At 66.8% G+C, this 21,138-nt stretch carries 16 protein-coding genes and 3 rRNA genes; 14 read left to right on the forward strand and 5 right to left on the reverse strand.

Annotated elements, in window-relative coordinates:
• Nucleotides 1–86: 86 nt before the first annotated feature.
• Entirely contained in the window at nucleotides 87–473 is a 387-nt protein-coding gene (locus KHP12_RS22785) for a GntR family transcriptional regulator (protein WP_020870841.1), read from the reverse strand.
• Between the two features lie 462 nt (nucleotides 474–935).
• On the opposite strand from KHP12_RS22785, the gene KHP12_RS22790 reads away from it, so the two are divergent.
• From KHP12_RS22790 to KHP12_RS22850, 13 genes are all read left to right on the forward strand, one after another.
• The gene (locus KHP12_RS22790) at nucleotides 936–1,205 is read left to right on the forward strand and encodes a DUF6284 family protein (protein ID WP_211833598.1); all 270 of its coding nucleotides are present in this window, start codon (nucleotides 936–938) and stop codon (nucleotides 1,203–1,205) included.
• Entirely contained in the window at nucleotides 1,202–1,528 is a 327-nt protein-coding gene (locus KHP12_RS22795; protein WP_211833600.1) for a hypothetical protein, read from the forward strand. Before KHP12_RS22790 ends, KHP12_RS22795 begins: the two co-directional genes overlap by 4 nt.
• Nucleotides 1,525–2,403, forward strand: coding sequence for a hypothetical protein (locus KHP12_RS22800; protein WP_211833602.1), 879 nt, complete (start codon nucleotides 1,525–1,527; stop codon nucleotides 2,401–2,403). The genes KHP12_RS22795 and KHP12_RS22800 overlap by 4 nt, the downstream gene beginning before the upstream one ends.
• Complete coding sequence (locus KHP12_RS22805) at nucleotides 2,403–2,786, forward strand: RRQRL motif-containing zinc-binding protein (protein WP_211833604.1); 384 nt, start codon at nucleotides 2,403–2,405, stop codon at nucleotides 2,784–2,786. Before KHP12_RS22800 ends, KHP12_RS22805 begins: the two co-directional genes overlap by 1 nt.
• A 30-nt stretch (nucleotides 2,787–2,816) precedes the next feature.
• Complete coding sequence (locus KHP12_RS22810) at nucleotides 2,817–3,068, forward strand: hypothetical protein (protein ID WP_211833606.1); 252 nt, start codon at nucleotides 2,817–2,819, stop codon at nucleotides 3,066–3,068.
• Nucleotides 3,069–3,156: 88 nt separating this feature from the next.
• Complete coding sequence (locus KHP12_RS22815) at nucleotides 3,157–4,740, forward strand: hypothetical protein (RefSeq protein WP_211833608.1); 1,584 nt, start codon at nucleotides 3,157–3,159, stop codon at nucleotides 4,738–4,740.
• 1 nt (nucleotide 4,741) lies between these two features.
• Entirely contained in the window at nucleotides 4,742–6,844 is a 2,103-nt protein-coding gene (locus tag KHP12_RS22820; protein WP_211833610.1) for a hypothetical protein, read from the forward strand.
• Nucleotides 6,845–7,065: 221 nt separating this feature from the next.
• Nucleotides 7,066–7,380, forward strand: coding sequence for a hypothetical protein (locus KHP12_RS22825; RefSeq protein WP_211833612.1), 315 nt, complete (start codon nucleotides 7,066–7,068; stop codon nucleotides 7,378–7,380).
• Between the two features lie 84 nt (nucleotides 7,381–7,464).
• Entirely contained in the window at nucleotides 7,465–8,349 is an 885-nt protein-coding gene (locus tag KHP12_RS22830) for a deazapurine DNA modification protein DpdA family protein (protein ID WP_211833614.1), read from the forward strand.
• The gene (locus KHP12_RS22835; protein ID WP_211833621.1) at nucleotides 8,346–9,224 is read left to right on the forward strand and encodes a bifunctional DNA primase/polymerase; all 879 of its coding nucleotides are present in this window, start codon (nucleotides 8,346–8,348) and stop codon (nucleotides 9,222–9,224) included. Before KHP12_RS22830 ends, KHP12_RS22835 begins: the two co-directional genes overlap by 4 nt.
• Nucleotides 9,225–9,226: 2 nt before the next feature.
• Complete coding sequence (locus KHP12_RS22840; RefSeq protein WP_211834896.1) at nucleotides 9,227–10,702, forward strand: AICE element replication initiation protein; 1,476 nt, start codon at nucleotides 9,227–9,229, stop codon at nucleotides 10,700–10,702.
• Nucleotides 10,703–11,209: 507 nt separating this feature from the next.
• On the forward strand, nucleotides 11,210–11,413 hold the full coding sequence (locus tag KHP12_RS22845; protein ID WP_307819103.1) for a helix-turn-helix domain-containing protein: 204 nt from the start codon (nucleotides 11,210–11,212) through the stop codon (nucleotides 11,411–11,413).
• Nucleotides 11,413–12,618 (forward strand): tyrosine-type recombinase/integrase, encoded by a 1,206-nt coding sequence (locus KHP12_RS22850; RefSeq protein ID WP_211833624.1) that lies wholly within the window; start codon nucleotides 11,413–11,415, stop codon nucleotides 12,616–12,618. Before KHP12_RS22845 ends, KHP12_RS22850 begins: the two co-directional genes overlap by 1 nt.
• Before the next feature lie 68 nt (nucleotides 12,619–12,686).
• Here the strand turns inward: KHP12_RS22850 and mtnA are convergent, their stop codons facing one another.
• Nucleotides 12,687–13,844, reverse strand: coding sequence for an S-methyl-5-thioribose-1-phosphate isomerase (gene mtnA, locus KHP12_RS22855; protein WP_211833626.1), 1,158 nt, complete (start codon nucleotides 13,842–13,844; stop codon nucleotides 12,687–12,689).
• Between the two features lie 149 nt (nucleotides 13,845–13,993).
• Between mtnA and KHP12_RS22860 the strand changes: the two genes are divergently transcribed.
• Nucleotides 13,994–15,259 (forward strand): DUF7847 domain-containing protein, encoded by a 1,266-nt coding sequence (locus tag KHP12_RS22860; protein WP_086884837.1) that lies wholly within the window; start codon nucleotides 13,994–13,996, stop codon nucleotides 15,257–15,259.
• A gap of 309 nt (nucleotides 15,260–15,568) precedes the next feature.
• Here KHP12_RS22860 and rrf read toward each other — a convergent pair.
• The 3 genes from rrf to KHP12_RS22875 all read right to left on the reverse strand — a co-directional run bounded on the left by rrf (nucleotide 15,569) and on the right by KHP12_RS22875 (nucleotide 20,712).
• A 5S ribosomal RNA gene (gene rrf, locus KHP12_RS22865) occupies nucleotides 15,569–15,685 on the reverse strand.
• Nucleotides 15,686–15,776: 91 nt separating this feature from the next.
• Nucleotides 15,777–18,898: ribosomal RNA gene (locus KHP12_RS22870) — 23S ribosomal RNA — on the reverse strand.
• A 287-nt stretch (nucleotides 18,899–19,185) separates the two neighbouring features.
• A 16S ribosomal RNA gene (locus tag KHP12_RS22875) occupies nucleotides 19,186–20,712 on the reverse strand.
• The 16S, 23S and 5S rRNA genes sit together here, the layout of an rRNA operon.
• Between the last annotated feature and the right edge of the window lie 426 nt (nucleotides 20,713–21,138).

Here is a 21,138-nt window from a genome sequence, read left to right on the forward strand (position 1 = left end):
GACCGCCGCCGAATTCGCATTGATCGAAGCGAGTCTGCGCACGGCACGAGCGACAGCGGAGAACCTGCTGAGCCGCACCAACACGCTCATTGAGCGGGCGGAGTCCCGTTGCCCTCGACAAGCCGCTCCAGGCGGTCAAGCCGATCACCAAGCTGTCGGAGGGTCTCGTGAATCGTGCTGAGTTCCGACGCCAGCGCGGTGAACGCGGGGCTGCTGCCGGATTCGGTGCCGAGGGGCACAGCAGGATCGCGGACGAACGTTCCGCGCCCCTGTTGGGTGATGACCAGCCCCTCGGACCGGAGCTGTCCATAAGCACTCTGCACGGTCATGAGCTGGACACCGAGCTGTTTCGCGAGCCCACGGGCTGCGGGCAGCCGGTCCCCCGGCCCGTAGACCTCGTTCGCGATGTCCTCGCGGAACTTCGCGGCGATCTCCTTGGCCGTCGGCTTGGGCGCGTCAGGGCTTAGCTCCATGTCACGAGCGTAGCTGTCCTAGGTCAATCCCTGGTTCGGCGAAGCGCCTTGACATCCAGATTGACCTAGGTCAATCTGGAATCGCAACGCCAGCCGGACCCCGGAAAGGGGGCTGGATGGCTCCTGCATGACCTGCAAAAACGCGCCCGGAGGGCCCCGTGAAACGGGCCCAAAGGAAGCGCTCGTTCATTGACAACTGAATGGGGATCACGCCGCCTCTCCTCGGCCAAGTAGGCGGCCACGCGGGTCCGACCCCCGCGTGAGGAACAGCGCAACCCAACTTGTTCGCGGCCCCTAGAGCCGCGGCCGGTTGCCTCCTCCGTCCGTCCGGGCCGCTTGTGTGCGGTGCCGTACGGGCGGGGTGTGGGGAGCCGGATCTACCGACTTCAACGGCGCGCGGCTCCGGTGCTGCAACACCGGAGCCGCTTTCGGGCCGTTCAACCCTGGAAGGAACCACGACCCATGAAGCACATCGGTGCACTTCAGGCGGTTGTTACCGCCGACCTGTCCGACCGCGAGCCGACAGCCGCTGAGCTGAACGCCATCGCGCTTGAAATGCCCGTCATCACGGCCGAGGTTGAGCTGCTGGACGTGCAGATCATGACGCTTGACCGGCCGGTGTCCGAGCTGGACGCCCGCCGCATCCGCCGGGCCCGCCGCCGGGTGCTGGCCGCCCGGCGGGAGCTCTCGAACCGTACCGCCACGGTGAGTACGTCGGGGGTGGGAGCGTGAGCGCCCCGGAGATGTCGACCACGAATGCCAACCCCGGCCCGCTGCCCGAGGACGTTGCTGACCTGCTGCGTGCCGTCCTCGAAGCGCTCCGCATCCCGTTCCCGGCCACGTTCGGTGACACCGACCGGTTCCGTGAAGTCCTCGACAACCGGGCCATGGACGTGGTCGTCGCGATCGAGGGTGTTCTCTCCGACCCCACCGGCTGGGCCATCGGGTGGATCACGCCCTACCTCCGCAAGCAGCTCGCCAAGAACCCGCCGACCGGCTACCGCACGGCGGGTGACCCGCGCAGCACGAAGCCGAGCGGGGAGGCCGACCGGTGAACGGCAGGTCCGCCCCGCCGCGCGTCCAGATCGCCGCGCTGAACCGGCTCCAGTCGGGGCTGACGACGGTCCTGGTGCTGGTGGCCGTGGTGGCGCTCGCGTTCACCGCGACCAACGTCACGATGTTCGCCATCCGGCACGAGGTCTCGCCCTGGATCGCCTGGCTGCTGGACCCCATGGTCGCGGTCGCTCTCGGGGCCGTTCTGATCGTGGATGGCCGGTTGTCGGAGTACGGCGTGACCCCCTCCGGCTGGGCGTCCGGGCTGCGCTGGTTCGCCGGTCTGGGCACGTGGGTCATGAACTGCTGGGGCTCGCTGTGGCCGGAGGGGAGCGCGTTCGGTGTTCCCCGGCTGGTGGATCCGGCGGGGCTGGTGCTCCACTCCATCCCCCCTGTCCTCCTGATCGTTCTGGCCGAAGCGATCACCCACTACCGCCGCGCGATCCTCGACAAAATCGCCGAACTGCGCGCCGAGGTGGAAGCGGTGGACGCCCCGGTGGAATCCGCCCCTGTCCCCCCGGTGTCCACCCCGGTCCCCGCGCCCCCTGCCCCGGCTCCGGCTGCTGTGCCGGTCCCGGCAACAGTAGAGCGGTCGCCGCTGGTCATCTGTGGTGACCGGCGGGTGTATGAGCTCACTGTCCCCCCAGTTTCCACCTCGGCCGAGGACGATGCCGCGGAGACGGAGAAGCTGCCCGCGGATGAGGCGCTGAACGTCATCCGCACGTGCTGGGTGATGGGGGAGACGATCACGGAGGCGGCCCGGAAGTCCACCCGTTCCACCTCCTATGTCCACAAGGTCTACCAGCGTCTGCGGGACCAGGGATCCGACCCCCAGGCCACCGGCCATGACCGCGTGCGTGAGGCGGTGGCGGTCTGATGTCCCCGGCGTTCGGCAAGTGCTACGACCCTTCCGGCGCCCGCTACGGCATCCCCACCTTCCCGTGGCGCCTGGCGCCGGATGGGCTGGCCACGAGGCGCCAGTTACGGGCACGGGGCTTACGGCCCGGTGGGCAGCCGATCGCAGCGCAGGTCATGCGGGCCAACCGCCGTGCCGGTGGGACGCAGGTCGCGTTCCTGTACCGGCTGGACCAGGCCAAGCCCGTCCGGCCGATGACGGCCGCGAAGTCCGCGGCGCTCGCCGCGGCGATGCTCGCCCGCCGCACCTGCCCCGCCTGCCGCACCGATGCCGGGTACTGCATCCCGACCTCCCTCGGCCTGTGCGTGACCTGCGCCTACCCCGACGAACAGCGCGCCGCCTGATCAACCCGAACTCGACCAGGAGTGTCACCTGTGACCACCAAGACTCAGCAGACCACTGGCCCGGCCGCTCAGCAGCAGGGCTCGCACCACTTCATCCTCACCCTCCAGAAGCCGCACGGTGGGGGCTTCATCAGCGCGACGTTCGCCAACACCTTCACGCCCCGTCCCGGTGACACCCGGGCCGACCTCTACGAGGTGCTGCGCAAGGAGATCACGCAGGCGCACCCGGAGCTGTCGGACGCCAACGTCATGTTCTTCTCGCTGGAGCCCAACGGGCTCTGAGCAGCAAGTTTCAGCAGTCGCCCGGACGCGGCCGGCCAAAGCGTGCGTCCGGGCTCTGCCCTCCCTTCAGACAAGGAGTGCTGTCAGCATGACCGACACCAGCACCGAAGCGGTAGCGGCCCCGCAGGCCGTTACCGCGCCGCCGGTCGAGAAACCGCCTGAGCCGACGCCCGCCCCGGCCCCCACACCGGCCGCGGTCGGGGTGGAGCACACGCCGGGCGGGTGGCCGGTGGTGCCGCTGGCGATGACCGGCGCGAACACCACGATCGGCGCGGTCGCGTCTGCCGGTCTGGTGGGCGGGCCGGTCGGCGCCATGGTCGCCGCCACCGGCGCCGTGGTCCTGGCCACGGTGGCCGCCGCCCGCTCCCGCAAGCCCAACCCCCGCCGGGACGCCCGCCGGACCGCCGCCCGCACGGCCGGATATGCCGCTGCCCGCACCGCGGGCCTGCACCGCAGCGGCACGTTCAGCGGTGGCCGGATGGGGAGCCGTTCGGGTGGCTCTCGTACGGGCCGCACGGGCGGTATGCCGGGCCGGAACCGATCCGGCAACCGCCCCGCCGCACGCCATGGTGGTACGTCCACCAGCGGCAAGACACTCGGCAAGCCCGGACACGCCGCGTCCAGGCACTCGGCCAGCGGCGCGGGAAAGAGCGCTGGCAGGGTCGGGCAGATACGGGGGCTGCGGGCCTCGCAGCAGGCCGCGGCCGGATCCCGCGCGGACCAGCGGGCGCAGACCACCGCGGCCCGCCGCGCGGTCGCCGACGCCCGCCGCAACGCCAAAGCCGCCTCCGGTAACAACCGGCTGGGCAAGCGCGGGAGCTCCGGTGGTGGCCTGCTGGGCGGTGCCGTCCGTAAGGCCCGTGCCGGGCGGGATGCGGCCATCGCCCACAATCGCGCCCGGCGGGATGCCAAGACCGGCGCCGATGTGGCGGCGCAGCGCGCGGCGGTCCGTAAGGCCCCGGCCCGGAAGGCTGCCCGACGGGCGTTGCGGCGGTCCGCGGCCCGCTTCCACGGGCGTCGCCTGATGGCGGCCCTGCTCGCCCTGCCGGTGGGTCTGTTGGGCTGCCTGACCACCCCGCTCGGCCGCAAGCTCGGCATTCCGGGGCTGATGCACCCGGGGCGCCGCCTGTACCGGCGCCTGGTCCTCACCGCGGCCGAGCAGCGCGCGGCACGGGACGAAGCTACCCGCCGGAACCTGCGGGAGCAGGAGGAGGCGGCCGACGCGGAGGCAGCCGAGGACGGCACGGAAGAGGTCGCGGACAGCGTGGAGCGGCCCGCGGCCAAGGTTCCCACCGGCACCACACCCCAGGTGAGTGAAGGAGAGCACGTGTCCGGTTTCCAGTTCGAAGAGACCGCGGCCGAGATGGAGCAGGCCGCCCACTCCTACGACCCCGACAACGCCATGGAGATCCTGGCCATGGTCGAAGGGCTCCCGGCCGCGCTGACCAGCGTGGCGAACGTGATGAAGATCCTCGCCGAGCGCTCCGACAGCGAGTTCCCGCTGGAGAAGGAGGTCGCGTCCGGCTTCAACGACATCTTCGGCGCCCTGATGAGCACCGTCGCCGTCGCCGAGGACATGGGCCCGCTGTTCCGGCAGGTCCACGCGCAGGACATCGCCCGCCACGAGGACCCCCGCAACGGCCACCAGGCAGAGAAGGGCTGGAACGTCTGAGATGAGCGCCACCGCCACCGCCAAACAGCAGAGCAGTGGCCCGGTGCTGGACTGGGCTGCCGGTCACGGACCCGTGACCGGCGCCCTGTCCGCGACCACCGGAGCCTTCGCCGTTGCCACCACCGGCGCCGCCACCTCCATGCCCCCCACCTGGGCACTCGCGGTCGGAGCCGCTGGCGCCCTGGGTCACACCGTCGTGGGGCTGCGCGTGCGCAACGCTGGCCGCACCCTGGCCACCCGCGCCGCCTCCTGGCTCGTCGGGGCCGGGTGGACCACGTGGGCCATGACCCACGGCCCGCTGACCTGGGCCGCTCTGGGGTCGCTGGCCACGATCGGGGTCGGGATCGGCGCTGCCGCACGGTCCACCGCCCTGTTCGAGGAGGCCCGCGAGGAGGAAGCTATCGCGGCCGAGCAGCGGCAGATCGCGCAGGAACTCTCCGCGGAGCGGCGGGAGATCGCCGCGGAATGGGTGGAGCGGATCCGGCGGATCTGCAACATCACCGTGCGCGTGCTCGGCGTGGAGAAGTGGGAGACCGGTGCCGGGTACTCCCTGGACCTGGAACCGCAGGGCGGCGTCACCTACGACCGCATCGCTCAGTACTCCGTGCAGCTCTCCGCTGATGCCCGGCTGCCGCACGGCTGCACCGCCACCGCCGGCCCCGGCATCCACCAGGGCCGGACCATCATGGACGTGACCACGGTCAACGTCCTGGAAGAGGAGCGGACCTACCCGGCTGACTACGGGCCGCTGTCGGTGCTGACGGGCATCCCGTGGGGCTACCGGACCAACGCCGAGCAGATCCGCGCGTACCTGCGGGAACAGTGCGCGCTGGTCGTCGGCCCGACCGGATCGGGCAAGACCAACATGGTGCATGCGATCCTCGCCGGATTCGCCCGCGCCGAGGACATGCTGACCTGGGTGATCGACCTCAACGCCGGTTCCGCGGGCCTGCCCTGGGTCCTGCCCGCCCTCAACGGCGAGATCAGCCACCCCGAGGGCAAGCCCGTGCGGCCGGGGGTGGACTGGCTCGCCGGTACCTACGAGGAAGCCGTGACCATGCTGGACGCGGCGGTACGGGTCGCCAAGCAGCGCAAGATGGGCTACCAGGACCTGCTCGCCAAGGCGAACACCGACCTGCTGCCGATCAGCCCGGCCATCCCTCAGATCATGCTCGTCATCGATGAGGGCGCGGAGATCCTGGCCAGCACCGACCGGCGGATGCGCAAGCTCGGCGAGAAGATCCTGGAAGTCATCCGGATCGCCCGCGCGATGGGCCTGCGCACCGTGCTGACCGCGCTGGGAGCTACCGGCAGCGTCCTGGGCAACCTGATGATCCGCCGGGAAGCCAAGGTCCGCGTTGCCCTGACCGGTGGCGAGACCGAGGGCATGGACCTGAGCAAGATGTTCCCCGGCACCCGCGGCCTGCGCGTGGACCAAGCCCCCTACAAGGGCTCGGGGTTCATGGGCACCCCGGAGTCCCCGGCCGCGCTGTTCAAGACCTGGCGCGTCCTGCCGAACCAGATCCGGGAGATCATCGCCGCCACATCCGACCGGCACCCCGTCCTGGACACGCTGTCCGCCAAGGCAGCCGGGCCCGCCTACGCCCGCCGCTGGGACACCGACCGCATCGGATGGATGCGCGACCACACCCCCCGCACCGATCAGGGCACCGACAACGCTCCTGCCGGGCAGGGGCTGAGGCTGTCCGCGCTGCGGGACGAGCAGGACAGCGGGCAGGACGCGTCGGAGGACGCGATGCTGCGCCGTTTCCGGGCCGAGATCGACGCCCAGTTCGCCACCGCCCCCGACTCTGACGCCTCCCCGGCCGAACGGGGTGGGCTGAACCTGTCCGCGCTGCGGGGCGGGCAGGACAGTCCGGCGCAGCGGGAAGCGCTCGCGCTGCTGCTCGCCGCTGGCACCGAGGGCACCGGAGCATCCGCCATCGCCCGCGCGCTCGCCGACACCCACGGCACGACCCGTCAGACGGTCGTCGGCTGGCTCAAGACATGGGCGGACAACGGCACCGCCGTGCGTGTCGGGGAGGGCACCAAGGCCCGCTACGTCCACCGCCAGCACGCCCCCGGGCAGGCCCCCGAGAGCTGATCGCTTGTCGCCTGTCGTCCCGCACCGAACAACGGGTCCCCGGGGCGAGCCAGGGGCCCGGAAACAGCTTGTGACCTGCGAGGCGACAAGCGACAAGACAAGACAAGCGACAAGCCAGACGACAAGCGACACGACAAGAAAGACGACAAGCACACCACCCACCGCACGGGCCCGCGTCACCTGTCGGCGCGGGCCCGCGGTACACCCCGAGGGAGCCAGAAATGAGCCAGCACACCCCGCCCGGCCAGATGGCCCCGCACATACCCGCCGACGTCTTCCAGCGCGCTCAGGCCACCGGGCAGCCGGTCGTCATCGTCGTCAACGACACCGACCCGACCGGCTTCCCCTGGCAGCGCGTTCTGATCCCGTTCGCCATCGCCGGAGCGGTCGTCGCCGGGGGGTGGGGGCTGGCCGCTGCCCTGTGCTGGCTGATGGACGTCGCCGCCCACACCGCAACCGTCATCGCTGGAGCCACCGCCGGACCCCTCGGCGTCGGCGGCATCACCCTCAAGCTCTTCGGCTCCAAGAACAAGTAAGGCCCAGGGCGGCCCCCTCTCACGCCAATGAAGCGGGGCCGCCCTGGTCTCCAGTCCTCAACAGACCTGTTGGAGGTATCCAGCATGACCCAACCGACCGTGATCCGGCGAGTGATCCCGCGCCCGGCGCGGCAGCTCCCGGACGCAGCCGCGCGCCCCGGGGGCATGCGGTTCTACCTGACCACCCACAAAAAGCACTGGCTGCGGGAGACGTCAGTGCCGCTGTTCTTGAAGTCCGAGCACCTTGTCTCGGCCGTCAAGCCGCTGCGGGCCATCGGCCGCTACGCCGTGGACTCCGGCGGCTTCACCGAACTCCAGCGGCACGGCCGCTGGACCCGTACCCCCCGCCAGTACGTGACTGACCTGCGCCGCATCTGGGAGCACATCGGCCCCTACGACTGGGCAGCCGGACAGGACTGGATGTGCGAAGACCTGATTATCAACGGCGGTACATCCCGCGCCGGAACCTTCGCCGGGACCCGCCTCAGCGTCGCCGAACACCGCCGCCGCACCGTACACAACTTCCTGGAGCTGAGGTCTTTGGCTCCCGACCTGCGGATCATCCCCAGCCTTCAGGGCCGGACCATCCCCGAGTACCACGCATGCGCGGACCTGTACGAGTACTACGGCGTAGACCTGCGCGCTGAGCCCACCGTGGGCCTTGGCTCCGTGTGCCGTATTCAGTCCACGGCCCAGGGTGCCGCGATCGTCACGGCCATGGCCGCTCGCGGCTACCGGCTCCACGGCTTCGGCTTCAAAACCCTCGGCTTGGAACGCGTCGGTCACCTGCTGGCCTCCGCCGACTCCGCTGCATGGAGCTTCCACGCCCGCAAGCGCCCGCCCCTCCCCGGCCACACCACGCACAAGAACTGCGCCAACTGCCTGCCCTACGCCCTGCGCTGGCGTGACCGCGTCCTTGCCGAAATCCCCTCACATCGGCCCGCCCCGGAAGGGAGCTCCCACGCATGACCAGCACTCATCTGGCCACGCTCTCGCCCCTGCGGACCGCGCTGGAGCTGGCCGCGGCCGGTCTGCCAGTGCTGCCCCTGCGCAGGGGCAAGGTGCCGTTCGGGAACTGTCGCACCTGCGCGAAGGACGCCCGGACCGGCAGGGCCGTCTGTGGCGGGCGGCCGAACATGAAGGAAGCGGGCCCCTGCCAGTGCCCCGGTCCCTGCCACGCGTGGGCCGCCGCCACCGCCGACACGTCCGTCATCGCCTCGCCCGCGTGGGCGTCGGCGTGGCGGGAGGCCGTGACGGTCGCCTACCACCCCGGCGGTGCCGGGCTGACCGTGGTGGACCTCGATGACACCGCAGCCGTTGCATGGGCCTGCCAGACCCTGCCCGCCACACGGACCGTGCCGACGACCCGCGGTGAACACTGGATCTACCGAGGCGCCATGCGCTCCGTAAACGCCGTCCGCGACGGCGTGGACATCAAGTCCACGATGGCCTACGCCCGGTGGCTCGGCACCGGCACCGGCACCATGACGGCCCTACCGGACATCGTGCGCGCACTGGCCGTGAAGGAGCCCTCCACGGTCCGGTCGGCCCCGCAGGCCATCCCCGTACCCGCACCGGCCGGGGAAGGGGCCTGCCCTCACCGCACGCCCACCTACCTGAACCGTGGCATCGCCATGGCCGAGCAGCGCATCACCGAGGCCACCAGCGCGATCCACACCACCGTCTACCGGACCTTCCTCGCCGTGCTCTCCACGCACGGCCGGTGCGGCTGCCTCACCGAGGCCCACATCGCGCGACTGTTCACCGCCGCCCAGGCCAAAGGCGAATCGCCCCGGCACTGCACCGACGCATGGACCAACGCCCGCACCACGTTGGGACTGTGACCATGTCCGACGACGAGAAGTCCCCGGCCCGCGAGGTCATCACGGACTACGCGCAGGCCCACTTCCGGTACTTCCGCACCGCCGACGGGACCGTGTACGCGCAGAAGAACGGCCACCCCGTGGCCCGACCCATCCGCTCCCAGGGCACCACGGGAAGCCACCGCCAGGAACTCATGGTCGGCCTGTTCAGGGACGGGCGCGGCGCGTTCAACGGGACCGCACTCAAGGAGGCATTGGACTTGATCGAAGCACTCGCACTGACCGAGGACGTGCAGCCCGTCCACATCCGCGTCGCCCCCGGACTCGACGGAGCGACCTGGCTGGACCTGGGCCGCAACGACGGGCAGTCGGTCCGAATCCACCCCACCGGCTGGGACATCGCCATCCCCGACCCGCGTGAAGTGTGCTGGCGACGGACCCAGCTCACCGGGGAACTGCCCCTGCCCGCCAAGGACACCAACGGCAAAGGCATCGACCTCCTGTTGCGGCTGTGCAACTTCGCCAACGCGGAGACCGAATGCCTGGCCATCGCCTGGCTCATCGGCTGCCTCGAACCGTCAGTGCCCGTCCCCGCCCCCTTCCTCACCGGCCCCCAGGGCGCGGGCAAGTCCACCGGGGGCCGCATGCTCGTGAGGATCATCGAGGGAATGAGCGGCGACCTGCGCCGGGCCCCCAAGGATGAGGAGAACCTGATCGCGGCAGTGGCGGCCGGATGGGTCACGGCCCTGGACAACCTCTCCCACATGACCCCGGACCTGTCCGACGCCATGTGCTGCATCGTCACCGGAGCCGAGAACGTCAAACGCGCCCTGTTCACCGACGGGGACGTCTTCCGCGCCCGCTACCGTCGCCCCCTCCTGCTGACCGGCATCGACGTCGGCGTCATCCGGCCGGACCTCGCGGAACGGCTCCTGCCCCTGCGTCTGGAGCGGCCCCGCATCCGACGCACCGAGGCCGAGCTGTGGGCGGAGTACGCGGACATTCTGCCCGTCGTTCTCGGATCTCTCCTGGACCTCACGGTCAAGGTCCGCGCCGCTGAGGCGGAGACCCCCACGGACCTGCGGATGGCGGACTTCGCGCACCTGTGTGCGCAGCTCGATGCGGCAACCGGTCTCGGGGCGCTCGCCGCGTATCGGGCCAGCCTGGACGACCTGAACGATGACGTGATCGAGGGCGACCTTCTGGCGCAGACCGTTCTCAAGCATGCGGACACCATGGAGCCAGGCGAGGCGCAGCGGATGACTTCCACCGAGTGGCTGCACTGCCTCAGTCGCCTCTACAACGGCGACGAACTACGTCCCCTGCCCAAGGGGTGGCCGACCACGGGAAAGGTCCTCTCTGACCGCCTCAAGCGCCTCCAACCGACGCTTGCCGCCCGTGGCGTCCTCATCGACTGGGGCCGCACCAGCGAGGGCCGCTACCTCGAAATGACCCGCCAACCGGCCTCGCCCCCACACGAGCAGAAGCCGGTGTTCTGACCCGCGACCACGCGATCACTCCCCGGACAAGCAAGAGGAGCACCCCGGGGCGGAGCGTGCTCCTCTTGCTGTTCGGCGGAACGCCGCCCGATGGGCGCGCCGCGCAGCGGCTCCTTATTTCACGCTGTGAGGCGCACCTCACCACAAACAGACACCCCCTCTTTTGTCCTAAGAGGGAAGACGCTGCGTCATCTGCGTCATGCAGGCGGAAAAACAGCCCGTGAGCTGCGGATACAGGCATGACGCAGGCGGCGACCTCTGCGTCATCCTGCGTCATCTGCGTCACGCGATGACGCACCCCATGACGCGCTGATGACGCACCCCCTGATCACTGCGTCACACAAAACCGCAGGTCAAAAGCCCAAATGACGCTGATGACGCAATGACGCAGAAATCCGCGCTTCGGACAGACGCGAACTCCCGAGGCAGGCCCCGCCCCGGCAAGTCCGCATCGGCCCTCTCGACGCATGGACGCATATCCCGCGAGGAGACACCACCTTGAGCGCCGTGACCACACCCGCGCCCCTTGATGAGTCCACCGAAGCCCTCACCCCCCGCGAAGCGATGACAGCACTGCGGATCGGCCGAGACACGCTCTACAACCTCATCCGTTCCGGCGAACTGCGCAGCTTCACCATCGGCAGGGCCCGCCGCATCCCCGCCGCCGAGATTCCTGCCTTCATGCGCAGGCGAATGGAGGAAAACCACTGATGGCACGCCGCCGCCCCAATGGTGCGGGGACGATCACCAAGCGCAGTGACGGCCGGTATCAGGCTGCGGTCTACGTGCCGCAGCCTGACGGCACCACCAAGCGCAAGTTCGCGTACGGCAAGACCTACGACGAGTGCGACGACAAGCGCCGGAAGCTGATCGAGCGAGCGCAGAACGGCGTCCCGACTCCCACCAGGGACATGACCATGGGTGAGTGGTTCGAGTACTGGCTGACGTGCATCGTCAAGCCCAGCCTCTCGGACGGGAGCCATCGGACGTACGAGAGCGCAGTACGGCTCCACCTCCACCCGCGGCTCGGCCGCAAGGTGATGCTCAAGCTCGGGGTCAAGGAGCTCCGGGCGGTCATGACCAAGCTCGCCGAGGACAAGGGCGCCAAGACCGCTCGCCATGCTCACCGCGTCCTCAAGGCGTCGCTGACCGCCGCCATGGTGGAAGACATCGGGCTGACCCGGAACGTGGCCAAGCTCGTCCACGTACGGGCGTCCACCGATAGCGGCAAAAGCTGGGACGCGGTCAAGGTCCTGCGATTCCTCGCCGAGGCGCGGCGGCGGACGGTCTACTATCCGGCCCTGCTGCTGATCCCGCTTCTCGGGCTGCGTCGCGCTGAGATATGCGGTCTCCGTTGGGAGAACATCGACCTGGAGAAACGCGTGCTGTGGGTCGAGCAGCAGCGACAGCGAACGAGCGCAGGCACGGTCGATGTGGAGACCAAGACCGAGACGTCCAAGGCGCCGCTCCCCCTGCCCGCTCAGTGCATCGCACCGCTCAGGTGGCAGCGCCTCCGGACGGCGTGGCTCCGGGAGCGGGCGCTGTCGAGCGGTCGGCCATGGGTGGACGATCCCGAGGGACACGTGTTCGTCACCCGCACCGGGCAGCCGCTCCAGGCCGACTGTCTGTATCAGACCGTCCAGCGAGTCACAGCAAGCGCCGGGCTCGGCAAGATGAACCCCAAGGGGCTCAGGAAGTCGTGCGGCACGCTGCTGGTACATCTCCGGGTGCACCCGAGGATCGTCAAAGCCGTTCTGCGGCACAGCCGGATCTCGACCACGTTGGACATCTACGCCGAAGCGCTGGACCCGGACGTTATCGAGGCGGTTGGTCAGCTTGACCTACTGCTCCGGCAGCCGGACCGCCTCGACCGGTTGCAGACAGTGACAGCCGAGGACGACGAACAGCCCGACTGATGTCATCCGGAGATGTCACGGCCCCTCTGCCCGCGCATCAGCGCAGGTAGAGGGGCCAAAATCGCGCGTTACCCCGACATCATCCCATTACCCGATCGTGACCTGGACCACAGCTCGGCGATACCGTCCGCGGTGACCGGGGAAATCACGCCGTCCTCGGTGACGATCGCCGTCACCAACTCCGGGGGTGTGACGTCGAAGGCCGGATTGTGGGCCTGTGTGCCCAGCGGAGCGACCGGCACTCCAGTGCCCGCCTCCTGCCCGGCGATGGGAACGTACGGAATTGTGATGTCCGTCACTTCGTGTCCAGGGCGCTGTTCGACCTCGATCGCGGCTCCGTCGGGAGTGGCCGGGTCCACCGTGGTGGTCGGGGCGACCACCACGAACGGCACATGGTGGTAGCGGGCCAGCACCGCGAGCGGATAGCTGCCCACCTTGTTGGCCACCGAGCCGTCCGCGGCGATCCGGTCCGCACCGATGAGCACCGCGTCCACCTCACCGGCCGCGAAGAGCGAGCCCGCCGCGTTGTCGGCGAGCAGCGTGTACGCCATACCAGCCCGCGCCGCCTCGTACGCGGTCAACCGCGCCCCCTGGAGCAGGGGCCGGGTCTCGTCCACCCAGAGCCGCCGCAGCTGCCCCACCCGGTGCACCGCCTTGACCACGGCCAGGGCGGTCCCCTCACCTCCGGAGACCAGGGCGCCGGTGTTGCAGTGGGTGAGGATCCGATGACCCCCGGCAGGCAGCAGCTCTTCGAGGAGCGCCTGACCATGGGCCGCCATGCGCTTGCTGGCCTCGGCGTCCTCCCGGTGCAGCACACGGGCCTCGGCGAGGGCTGCCGCGGCGGCCTGGGCGTCATCCGCGTCATCCCGGAGCGCGGCGTGATACGCGGCGACGGCCCGCCGGACGCCATAGGCGAGGTTGACGGCCGTGGGACGGGCATGGGCGAGCGATTCGGCGGCCTCGTCCACATCGAAGCCACGGGCCGCGGCGAGCGCGATCCCGTACGCCCCGGCGAGGCCGAGCAGCGGGGCGCCGCGCACGGCAAGGGAGCGGATCGCCTCCACCAGCGCCGGCACATCGGTGCACACCAGATCGACCTCTTCGGCGGGCAGCCGGGTCTGGTCGAGAAGTACCAGTACGGGCCCTTCCGGGGGCTCCTCCCAACGCAGCGCCAGAGCGGTAGGAGGTATGGAGCCTTCCGGGGACACCGGATGCTGATCAGCCATCCGCACAGTTTGCCTTGTGCGCCACCGACTATTGAAGTGCCGGGCCGCCCCCAGTGACCGGTACGGGGTGGAACGCACCGTGGCACGATGGCTGACATCCGCCCGCCGCGGACGCCGCGGCCGGTCAACGAACAACCTACGGAGCGACGATGAATGACTCTCCGGGCTGGGCCCCGCCCGGATCGTCCCCTTCCGACGAACCGGACCACGGCGCTCAGCAGCAGGGCGAGCCCGCCGACCAGCCCGCCCCGGAGCAGCGAGCATGGGGCGAACAGTGGGCCCGCCGCCAGCCGCCGCCCGGCCGCTGGGCGGCGACGGGACGCCGCACGCCACCGCCGGTGCCACCCGCGCCCGCGCCGGGTGGCGGATGGGGCACCGGCCGGCGTCAGCCGCCCGCTCCCCGCCCCGGTGTCATTCCGCTGCGGCCGCTGGGCGTCAGCGAGATCCTGGACGGCGCGGTGGCCATCATGCGCGCCCACTGGCGCACGGTCCTCGGCATCTCGCTGATCGTCTCGATCGTCACCCAGGGGCTGATCACGGCCGCCACGGGACTGTGGTTCAACAACGGCCGAGGGAACGAGAGCAAGGTCCTCGACGATCCGGACGCCACCGTCGGCCAGGCGCTGCGCGCCGTCGGAGACACGCTCGGGGACAGCGGAGTCACCCTGCTGCTCGGCGTCCTCGGGACGATCGTCACCACCGCCCTGCTCACCGTGGTCGCGGCACGCGCGGTGCTGGGCCGGAACGTGTCCGCCAAGGAGGCCTGGGCCGGCGCCCGGCCGCACCTCCTCCAGCTGTGCGGGCTGCTCCTGCTGATCCCCACCATCGCCGCGGCCGTCATCGCCGCCGGTATGACGCCGGGTCTGCTGCTGGCCGTCGCGGGCGTGCCGAGCGAGGGCGCCGCGCTGGCCTCTCTGGGCGGGCTCGCCGCGGCATGCGTCGCCGCCTGGCTCTGGGTCCGCTTCAGCCTCGCCGCTCCCGCCCTGATGCTGGAGAAGCAGGGAATCATCCAGGCCCTGCGACGCTCCTTCAAGCTGGTGCGCGGCTCGTGGGGCCGTGTCTTCGGCATCCAACTGCTGGCCGTCGTCCTGGTCTTCATCGTCGGCGCCATCGTCGAGATCCCCACCAGCCTGGTCGCCATGGTGATCGGCGGGGACAACGCCATGGACTGGCTGTCCGGCGCATCCGTCTCCGTCGGCTGGACCTTCCTGATCGTGGTCGGCGTCGGCGGAGTGATCAGCTCGACCATCACCTTCCCGATCAGCGCGGGCGTGACGGCCCTCCTCTACATGGACCAACGCATCCGGCGCGAGGCCCTCGACCTGGAGCTCGTCCGCGCTGCGGGGATGTCGGGAAACTCGGCAGAAGGTCATGGCGAGGACCAGCCGACCGTCGGCTCCACGTCCTGGAACTGACGGCATCACAACAAGTGGGGACGGACGGGGCGTCACCCTACGCCCCCTCACCGCACAGCCCGTCATGCTCACAGGCCATCACCTTCCCCTCCGCCCGCTCGGCACCTACGTCTGCTGTCTCTTGGGCCTCTTGACCGATCGTCAGCAGACCGCCTGACTGGCCTTCACTGACTACTCTGAGTGACCCCAGCCACGCTGCGCCAGAGCGCTGATGCCTTTTCACTCGATCCGGTGGAACATGCGATCGAGTGGGAACGCAAAAATGCCTCGGCCCCGAGCACTATGTACTCGGGACCGAGGCTAAAATTTGTTCGGCGGCGTCCTACTCTCCCACAGGGTCCCCCCTGCAGTACCATCGGCGCTGAAAGGCTTAGCTTCCGGGTTCGGAATGTAACCGGGCGTTTCCCTAACGCTATAACCACCGAAACACTATGAAGTTGAACCGGACCCAGCCCACACAAAGGGGGCGGTCGGACGGTTCATTGCTTCAGAACCAACACAGTGGACGCGAGCATCTGAGGACAAGCCCTCGGCCTATTAGTACCAGTCAACTCCACCGGTCACCCGGCTTCCATATCTGGCCTATCAACCCAGTCGTCTACTGGGAGCCTTAACCCATCAAGTGGGTGGGAGTCCTCATCTCGAAGCAGGCTTCCCGCTTAGATGCTTTCAGCGGTTATCCCTCCCGAACGTAGCCAACCAGCCATGCCCTTGGCAGAACAACTGGCACACCAGAGGTTCGTCCGTCCCGGTCCTCTCGTACTAGGGACAGCCCTTCTCAAGACTCCTACGCGCACAGCGGATAGGGACCGAACTGTCTCACGACGTTCTAAACCCAGCTCGCGTACCGCTTTAATGGGCGAACAGCCCAACCCTTGGGACCGACTCCAGCCCCAGGATGCGACGAGCCGACATCGAGGTGCCAAACCATCCCGTCGATATGGACTCTTGGGGAAGATCAGCCTGTTATCCCCGGGGTACCTTTTATCCGTTGAGCGACGGCGCTTCCACAAGCCACCGCCGGATCACTAGTCCCGACTTTCGTCCCTGCTCGACCCGTCGGTCTCACAGTCAAGCTCCCTTGTGCACTTACACTCAACACCTGATTGCCAACCAGGCTGAGGGAACCTTTGGGCGCCTCCGTTACCCTTTAGGAGGCAACCGCCCCAGTTAAACTACCCACCAGACACTGTCCCTGATCCGGATCACGGACCCAGGTTAGACATCCAGCACGACCAGAGTGGTATTTCAACAACGACTCCCCCTGAACTGGCGTCCAGAGTTCACAGTCTCCCACCTATCCTACACAAGCCGAACCGAACACCAATATCAAGCTGTAGTAAAGGTCCCGGGGTCTTTCCGTCCTGCTGCGCGAAACGAGCATCTTTACTCGTAATGCAATTTCACCGGGCCTATGGTTGAGACAGTCGAGAAGTCGTTACGCCATTCGTGCAGGTCGGAACTTACCCGACAAGGAATTTCGCTACCTTAGGATGGTTATAGTTACCACCGCCGTTTACTGGCGCTTAAGTTCTCAGCTTCGCGGGATCGAAATCCCACTAACCGGTCCCCTTAACGTTCCAGCACCGGGCAGGCGTCAGTCCGTATACATCGCCTTACGGCTTCGCACGGACCTGTGTTTTTAGTAAACAGTCGCTTCTCGCTGGTCTCTGCGGCCACCACCAGCTCACACCGCAAGGGTGATCACCAGCAATGGCCCCCCTTCTCCCGAAGTTACGGGGGCATTTTGCCGAGTTCCTTAACCATAGTTCACCCGAACGCCTCGGTATTCTCTACCTGACCACCTGAGTCGGTTTAGGGTACGGGCCGCCATGAAACTCGCTAGAGGCTTTTCTCGACAGCATAGGATCATCCACTTCACCACAATCGGCTCGGCATCAGGTCTCACCCTTAAATGAGGGACGGATTTACCTACCCCTCGGGCTACACCCTTACCCCGGGACAACCACCGCCCGGGCTGGACTACCTTCCTGCGTCACCCCATCACTCACCTACTACAGGTCTGGTCCGTCGGCTCCACCACTCCCCTTTGCCCGAAGGCTCCGGGGCGGCTTCACGGACTTAGCATCGCCTGGTTCGGCGTTGGCGCTTCAAAGCGGGTACCGGAATATCAACCGGTTGTCCATCGACTACGCCTGTCGGCCTCGCCTTAGGTCCCGACTTACCCTGGGCAGATCAGCTTGACCCAGGAACCCTTAGTCAATCGGCGCACACGTTTCTCACGTGTGTATCGCTACTCATGCCTGCATTCTCACTCGTGAACCATCCACAACTCGCTTACACGGCTGCTTCACCCGGCACACGACGCTCCCCTACCCATCACAGCCCCCGTTAGAGGTATATGCTGCAATGACACGACTTCGGCGGTACGCTTGAGCCCCGCTACATTGTCGGCGCGGAATCACTTGACCAGTGAGCTATTACGCACTCTTTCAAGGATGGCTGCTTCTAAGCCAACCTCCTGGTTGTCTCTGCGACTCCACATCCTTTCCCACTTAGCGTACGCTTAGGGGCCTTAGTCGATGCTCTGGGCTGTTTCCCTCTCGACCATGGAGCTTATCCCCCACAGTCTCACTGCCGCGCTCTCACTTACCGGCATTCGGAGTTTGGCTAAGGTCAGTAACCCGGTAGGGCCCATCGCCTATCCAGTGCTCTACCTCCGGCAAGAAACACACGACGCTGCACCTAAATGCATTTCGGGGAGAACCAGCTATCACGGAGTTTGATTGGCCTTTCACCCCTAACCACAGGTCATCCCCCAGGTTTTCAACCCTGGTGGGTTCGGTCCTCCACGAAGTCTTACCTCCGCTTCAACCTGCCCATGGCTAGATCACTCCGCTTCGGGTCTTGAGCGCGCTACTCTATCGCCCTATTCGGACTCGCTTTCGCTACGGCTTCCCCACACGGGTTAACCTCGCAACACACCGCAAACTCGCAGGCTCATTCTTCAAAAGGCACGCAGTCACGAGACACCAGCAAGCTGATGTCCGACGCTCCCACGGCTTGTAGGCACACGGTTTCAGGTACTATTTCACTCCGCTCCCGCGGTACTTTTCACCATTCCCTCACGGTACTATCCGCTATCGGTCACCAGGGAATATTTAGGCTTAGCGGGTGGTCCCGCCAGATTCACACGGGATTTCTCGGGCCCCGTGCTACTTGGGAGATGAGCAAGCAAGCCATCACGATTTCAACTACGGGGGTCTTACCCTCTATGCCGGACCTTTCGCATGTCCTTCGTCTATCGCAATGGTTTCTGACTTGCCCAGTCGCCGGCAGACGACTGAAGCTCATTCCCACAACCCCGTATGCGCAACCCCTGCCGGGTATCACACACATACGGTTTGGCCTCATCCGGTTTCGCTCGCCACTACTCCCGGAATCACGGTTGTTTTCTCTTCCTGCGGGTACTGAGATGTTTCACTTCCCCGCGTTCCCTCCACATACCCTATGTGTTCAGGTATGGGTGACAGCCCATGACGACTGCCGGGTTTCCCCATTCGGACACCCCCGGATCAAAGCTCGGTTGACAGCTCCCCGGGGCCTATCGCGGCCTCCCACGTCCTTCATCGGTTCCTGGTGCCAAGGCATCCACCGTGCGCCCTTAAAAACTTGGCCACAGATGCTCGCGTCCACTGTGCAGTTCTCAAACAACGACCCGTACCCCGTCACCCACACCTATTGATGTGGTTCACCGGGACCGGCCGAAGGACGAGCGTCATAGCCCGTGCCCTCAGACACCCAACAGCGTGCCCGGCCCGGCCCCTGCATCCAGCGGTCTCGTTCCACGCCCCGAAGGGGCAGTACTAGAGACAGCGGACCAGACGGCCGTGCCGAGTAGTCAACGTTCCACCCATGAGCAACCGTGCAAGACACTTGCTTGCAGTCGGCTATGTGCTCCTTAGAAAGGAGGTGATCCAGCCGCACCTTCCGGTACGGCTACCTTGTTACGACTTCGTCCCAATCGCCAGTCCCACCTTCGACGGCTCCCTCCACAAGGGTTGGGCCACCGGCTTCGGGTGTTACCGACTTTCGTGACGTGACGGGCGGTGTGTACAAGGCCCGGGAACGTATTCACCGCAGCAATGCTGATCTGCGATTACTAGCGACTCCGACTTCATGGGGTCGAGTTGCAGACCCCAATCCGAACTGAGACCGGCTTTTTGAGATTCGCTCCACCTCACGGCTTCGCAGCTCATTGTACCGGCCATTGTAGCACGTGTGCAGCCCAAGACATAAGGGGCATGATGACTTGACGTCGTCCCCACCTTCCTCCGAGTTGACCCCGGCAGTCTCCTGTGAGTCCCCATCACCCCGAAAGGCATGCTGGCAACACAGAACAAGGGTTGCGCTCGTTGCGGGACTTAACCCAACATCTCACGACACGAGCTGACGACAGCCATGCACCACCTGTACACCGACCACAAGGGGGACCCTGTCTCCAGGGTTTTCCGGTGTATGTCAAGCCTTGGTAAGGTTCTTCGCGTTGCGTCGAATTAAGCCACATGCTCCGCCGCTTGTGCGGGCCCCCGTCAATTCCTTTGAGTTTTAGCCTTGCGGCCGTACTCCCCAGGCGGGGAACTTAATGCGTTAGCTGCGGCACGGACAACGTGGAATGTCGCCCACACCTAGTTCCCAACGTTTACGGCGTGGACTACCAGGGTATCTAATCCTGTTCGCTCCCCACGCTTTCGCTCCTCAGCGTCAGTATCGGCCCAGAGATCCGCCTTCGCCACCGGTGTTCCTCCTGATATCTGCGCATTTCACCGCTACACCAGGAATTCCGATCTCCCCTACCGAACTCTAGCCTGCCCGTATCGAATGCAGACCCGGGGTTAAGCCCCGGGCTTTCACATCCGACGCGACAAGCCGCCTACGAGCTCTTTACGCCCAATAATTCCGGACAACGCTTGCGCCCTACGTATTACCGCGGCTGCTGGCACGTAGTTAGCCGGCGCTTCTTCTGCAGGTACCGTCACTTTCGCTTCTTCCCTGCTGAAAGAGGTTTACAACCCGAAGGCCGTCATCCCTCACGCGGCGTCGCTGCATCAGGCTTTCGCCCATTGTGCAATATTCCCCACTGCTGCCTCCCGTAGGAGTCTGGGCCGTGTCTCAGTCCCAGTGTGGCCGGTCGCCCTCTCAGGCCGGCTACCCGTCGTCGCCTTGGTAGGCCATCACCCCACCAACAAGCTGATAGGCCGCGGGCTCATCCTGCACCGCCGGAGCTTTCCACGCGTATCCCATGCGGGAACGCGTCGTATCCGGTATTAGACCCCGTTTCCAGGGCTTGTCCCAGAGTGCAGGGCAGATTGCCCACGTGTTACTCACCCGTTCGCCACTAATCCCCGGCCGAAACCGGTTCATCGTTCGACTTGCATGTGTTAAGCACGCCGCCAGCGTTCGTCCTGAGCCAGGATCAAACTCTCCGTGAATGCTTCCGGGCTATCCCGGCAAACACTGCACGAGAGCGGAACCACCAGAGGAATAATCCGATGGTTCACAGCGTCCTCGCTGTGTTTTTTCTTCAAAGGAACCTCGTCCACGAGTGGACGGGGTATCAACATATCTGGCGTTGACTTTTGGCACGCTGTTGAGTTCTCAAGGAACGGACGCTTCCTTTGAAACCGTTTCACCGGTTTCTCCGGGCGCTTCCCTTCGGTGTTTCCAACCTTACCAGATCCGATTTCCGGTCGTTTCCGATCCGAATTCCGTTTCCGGTGGCCGCTTGGAGGGCCTTGCCTTTCGGCGTGTTTTCGACTTTAGCAGATGATCATCCGCCGAACCTAATCGGCTTCGCGTGATGCCTGCGGGTGTCAAAAGGTGCTCCGTTTGGATTTCCATCCGTCTGCGGAGCGGTT

This window comes from Streptomyces asiaticus (genome assembly GCF_018138715.1).
Classification (GTDB): domain Bacteria; phylum Actinomycetota; class Actinomycetes; order Streptomycetales; family Streptomycetaceae; genus Streptomyces; species Streptomyces asiaticus.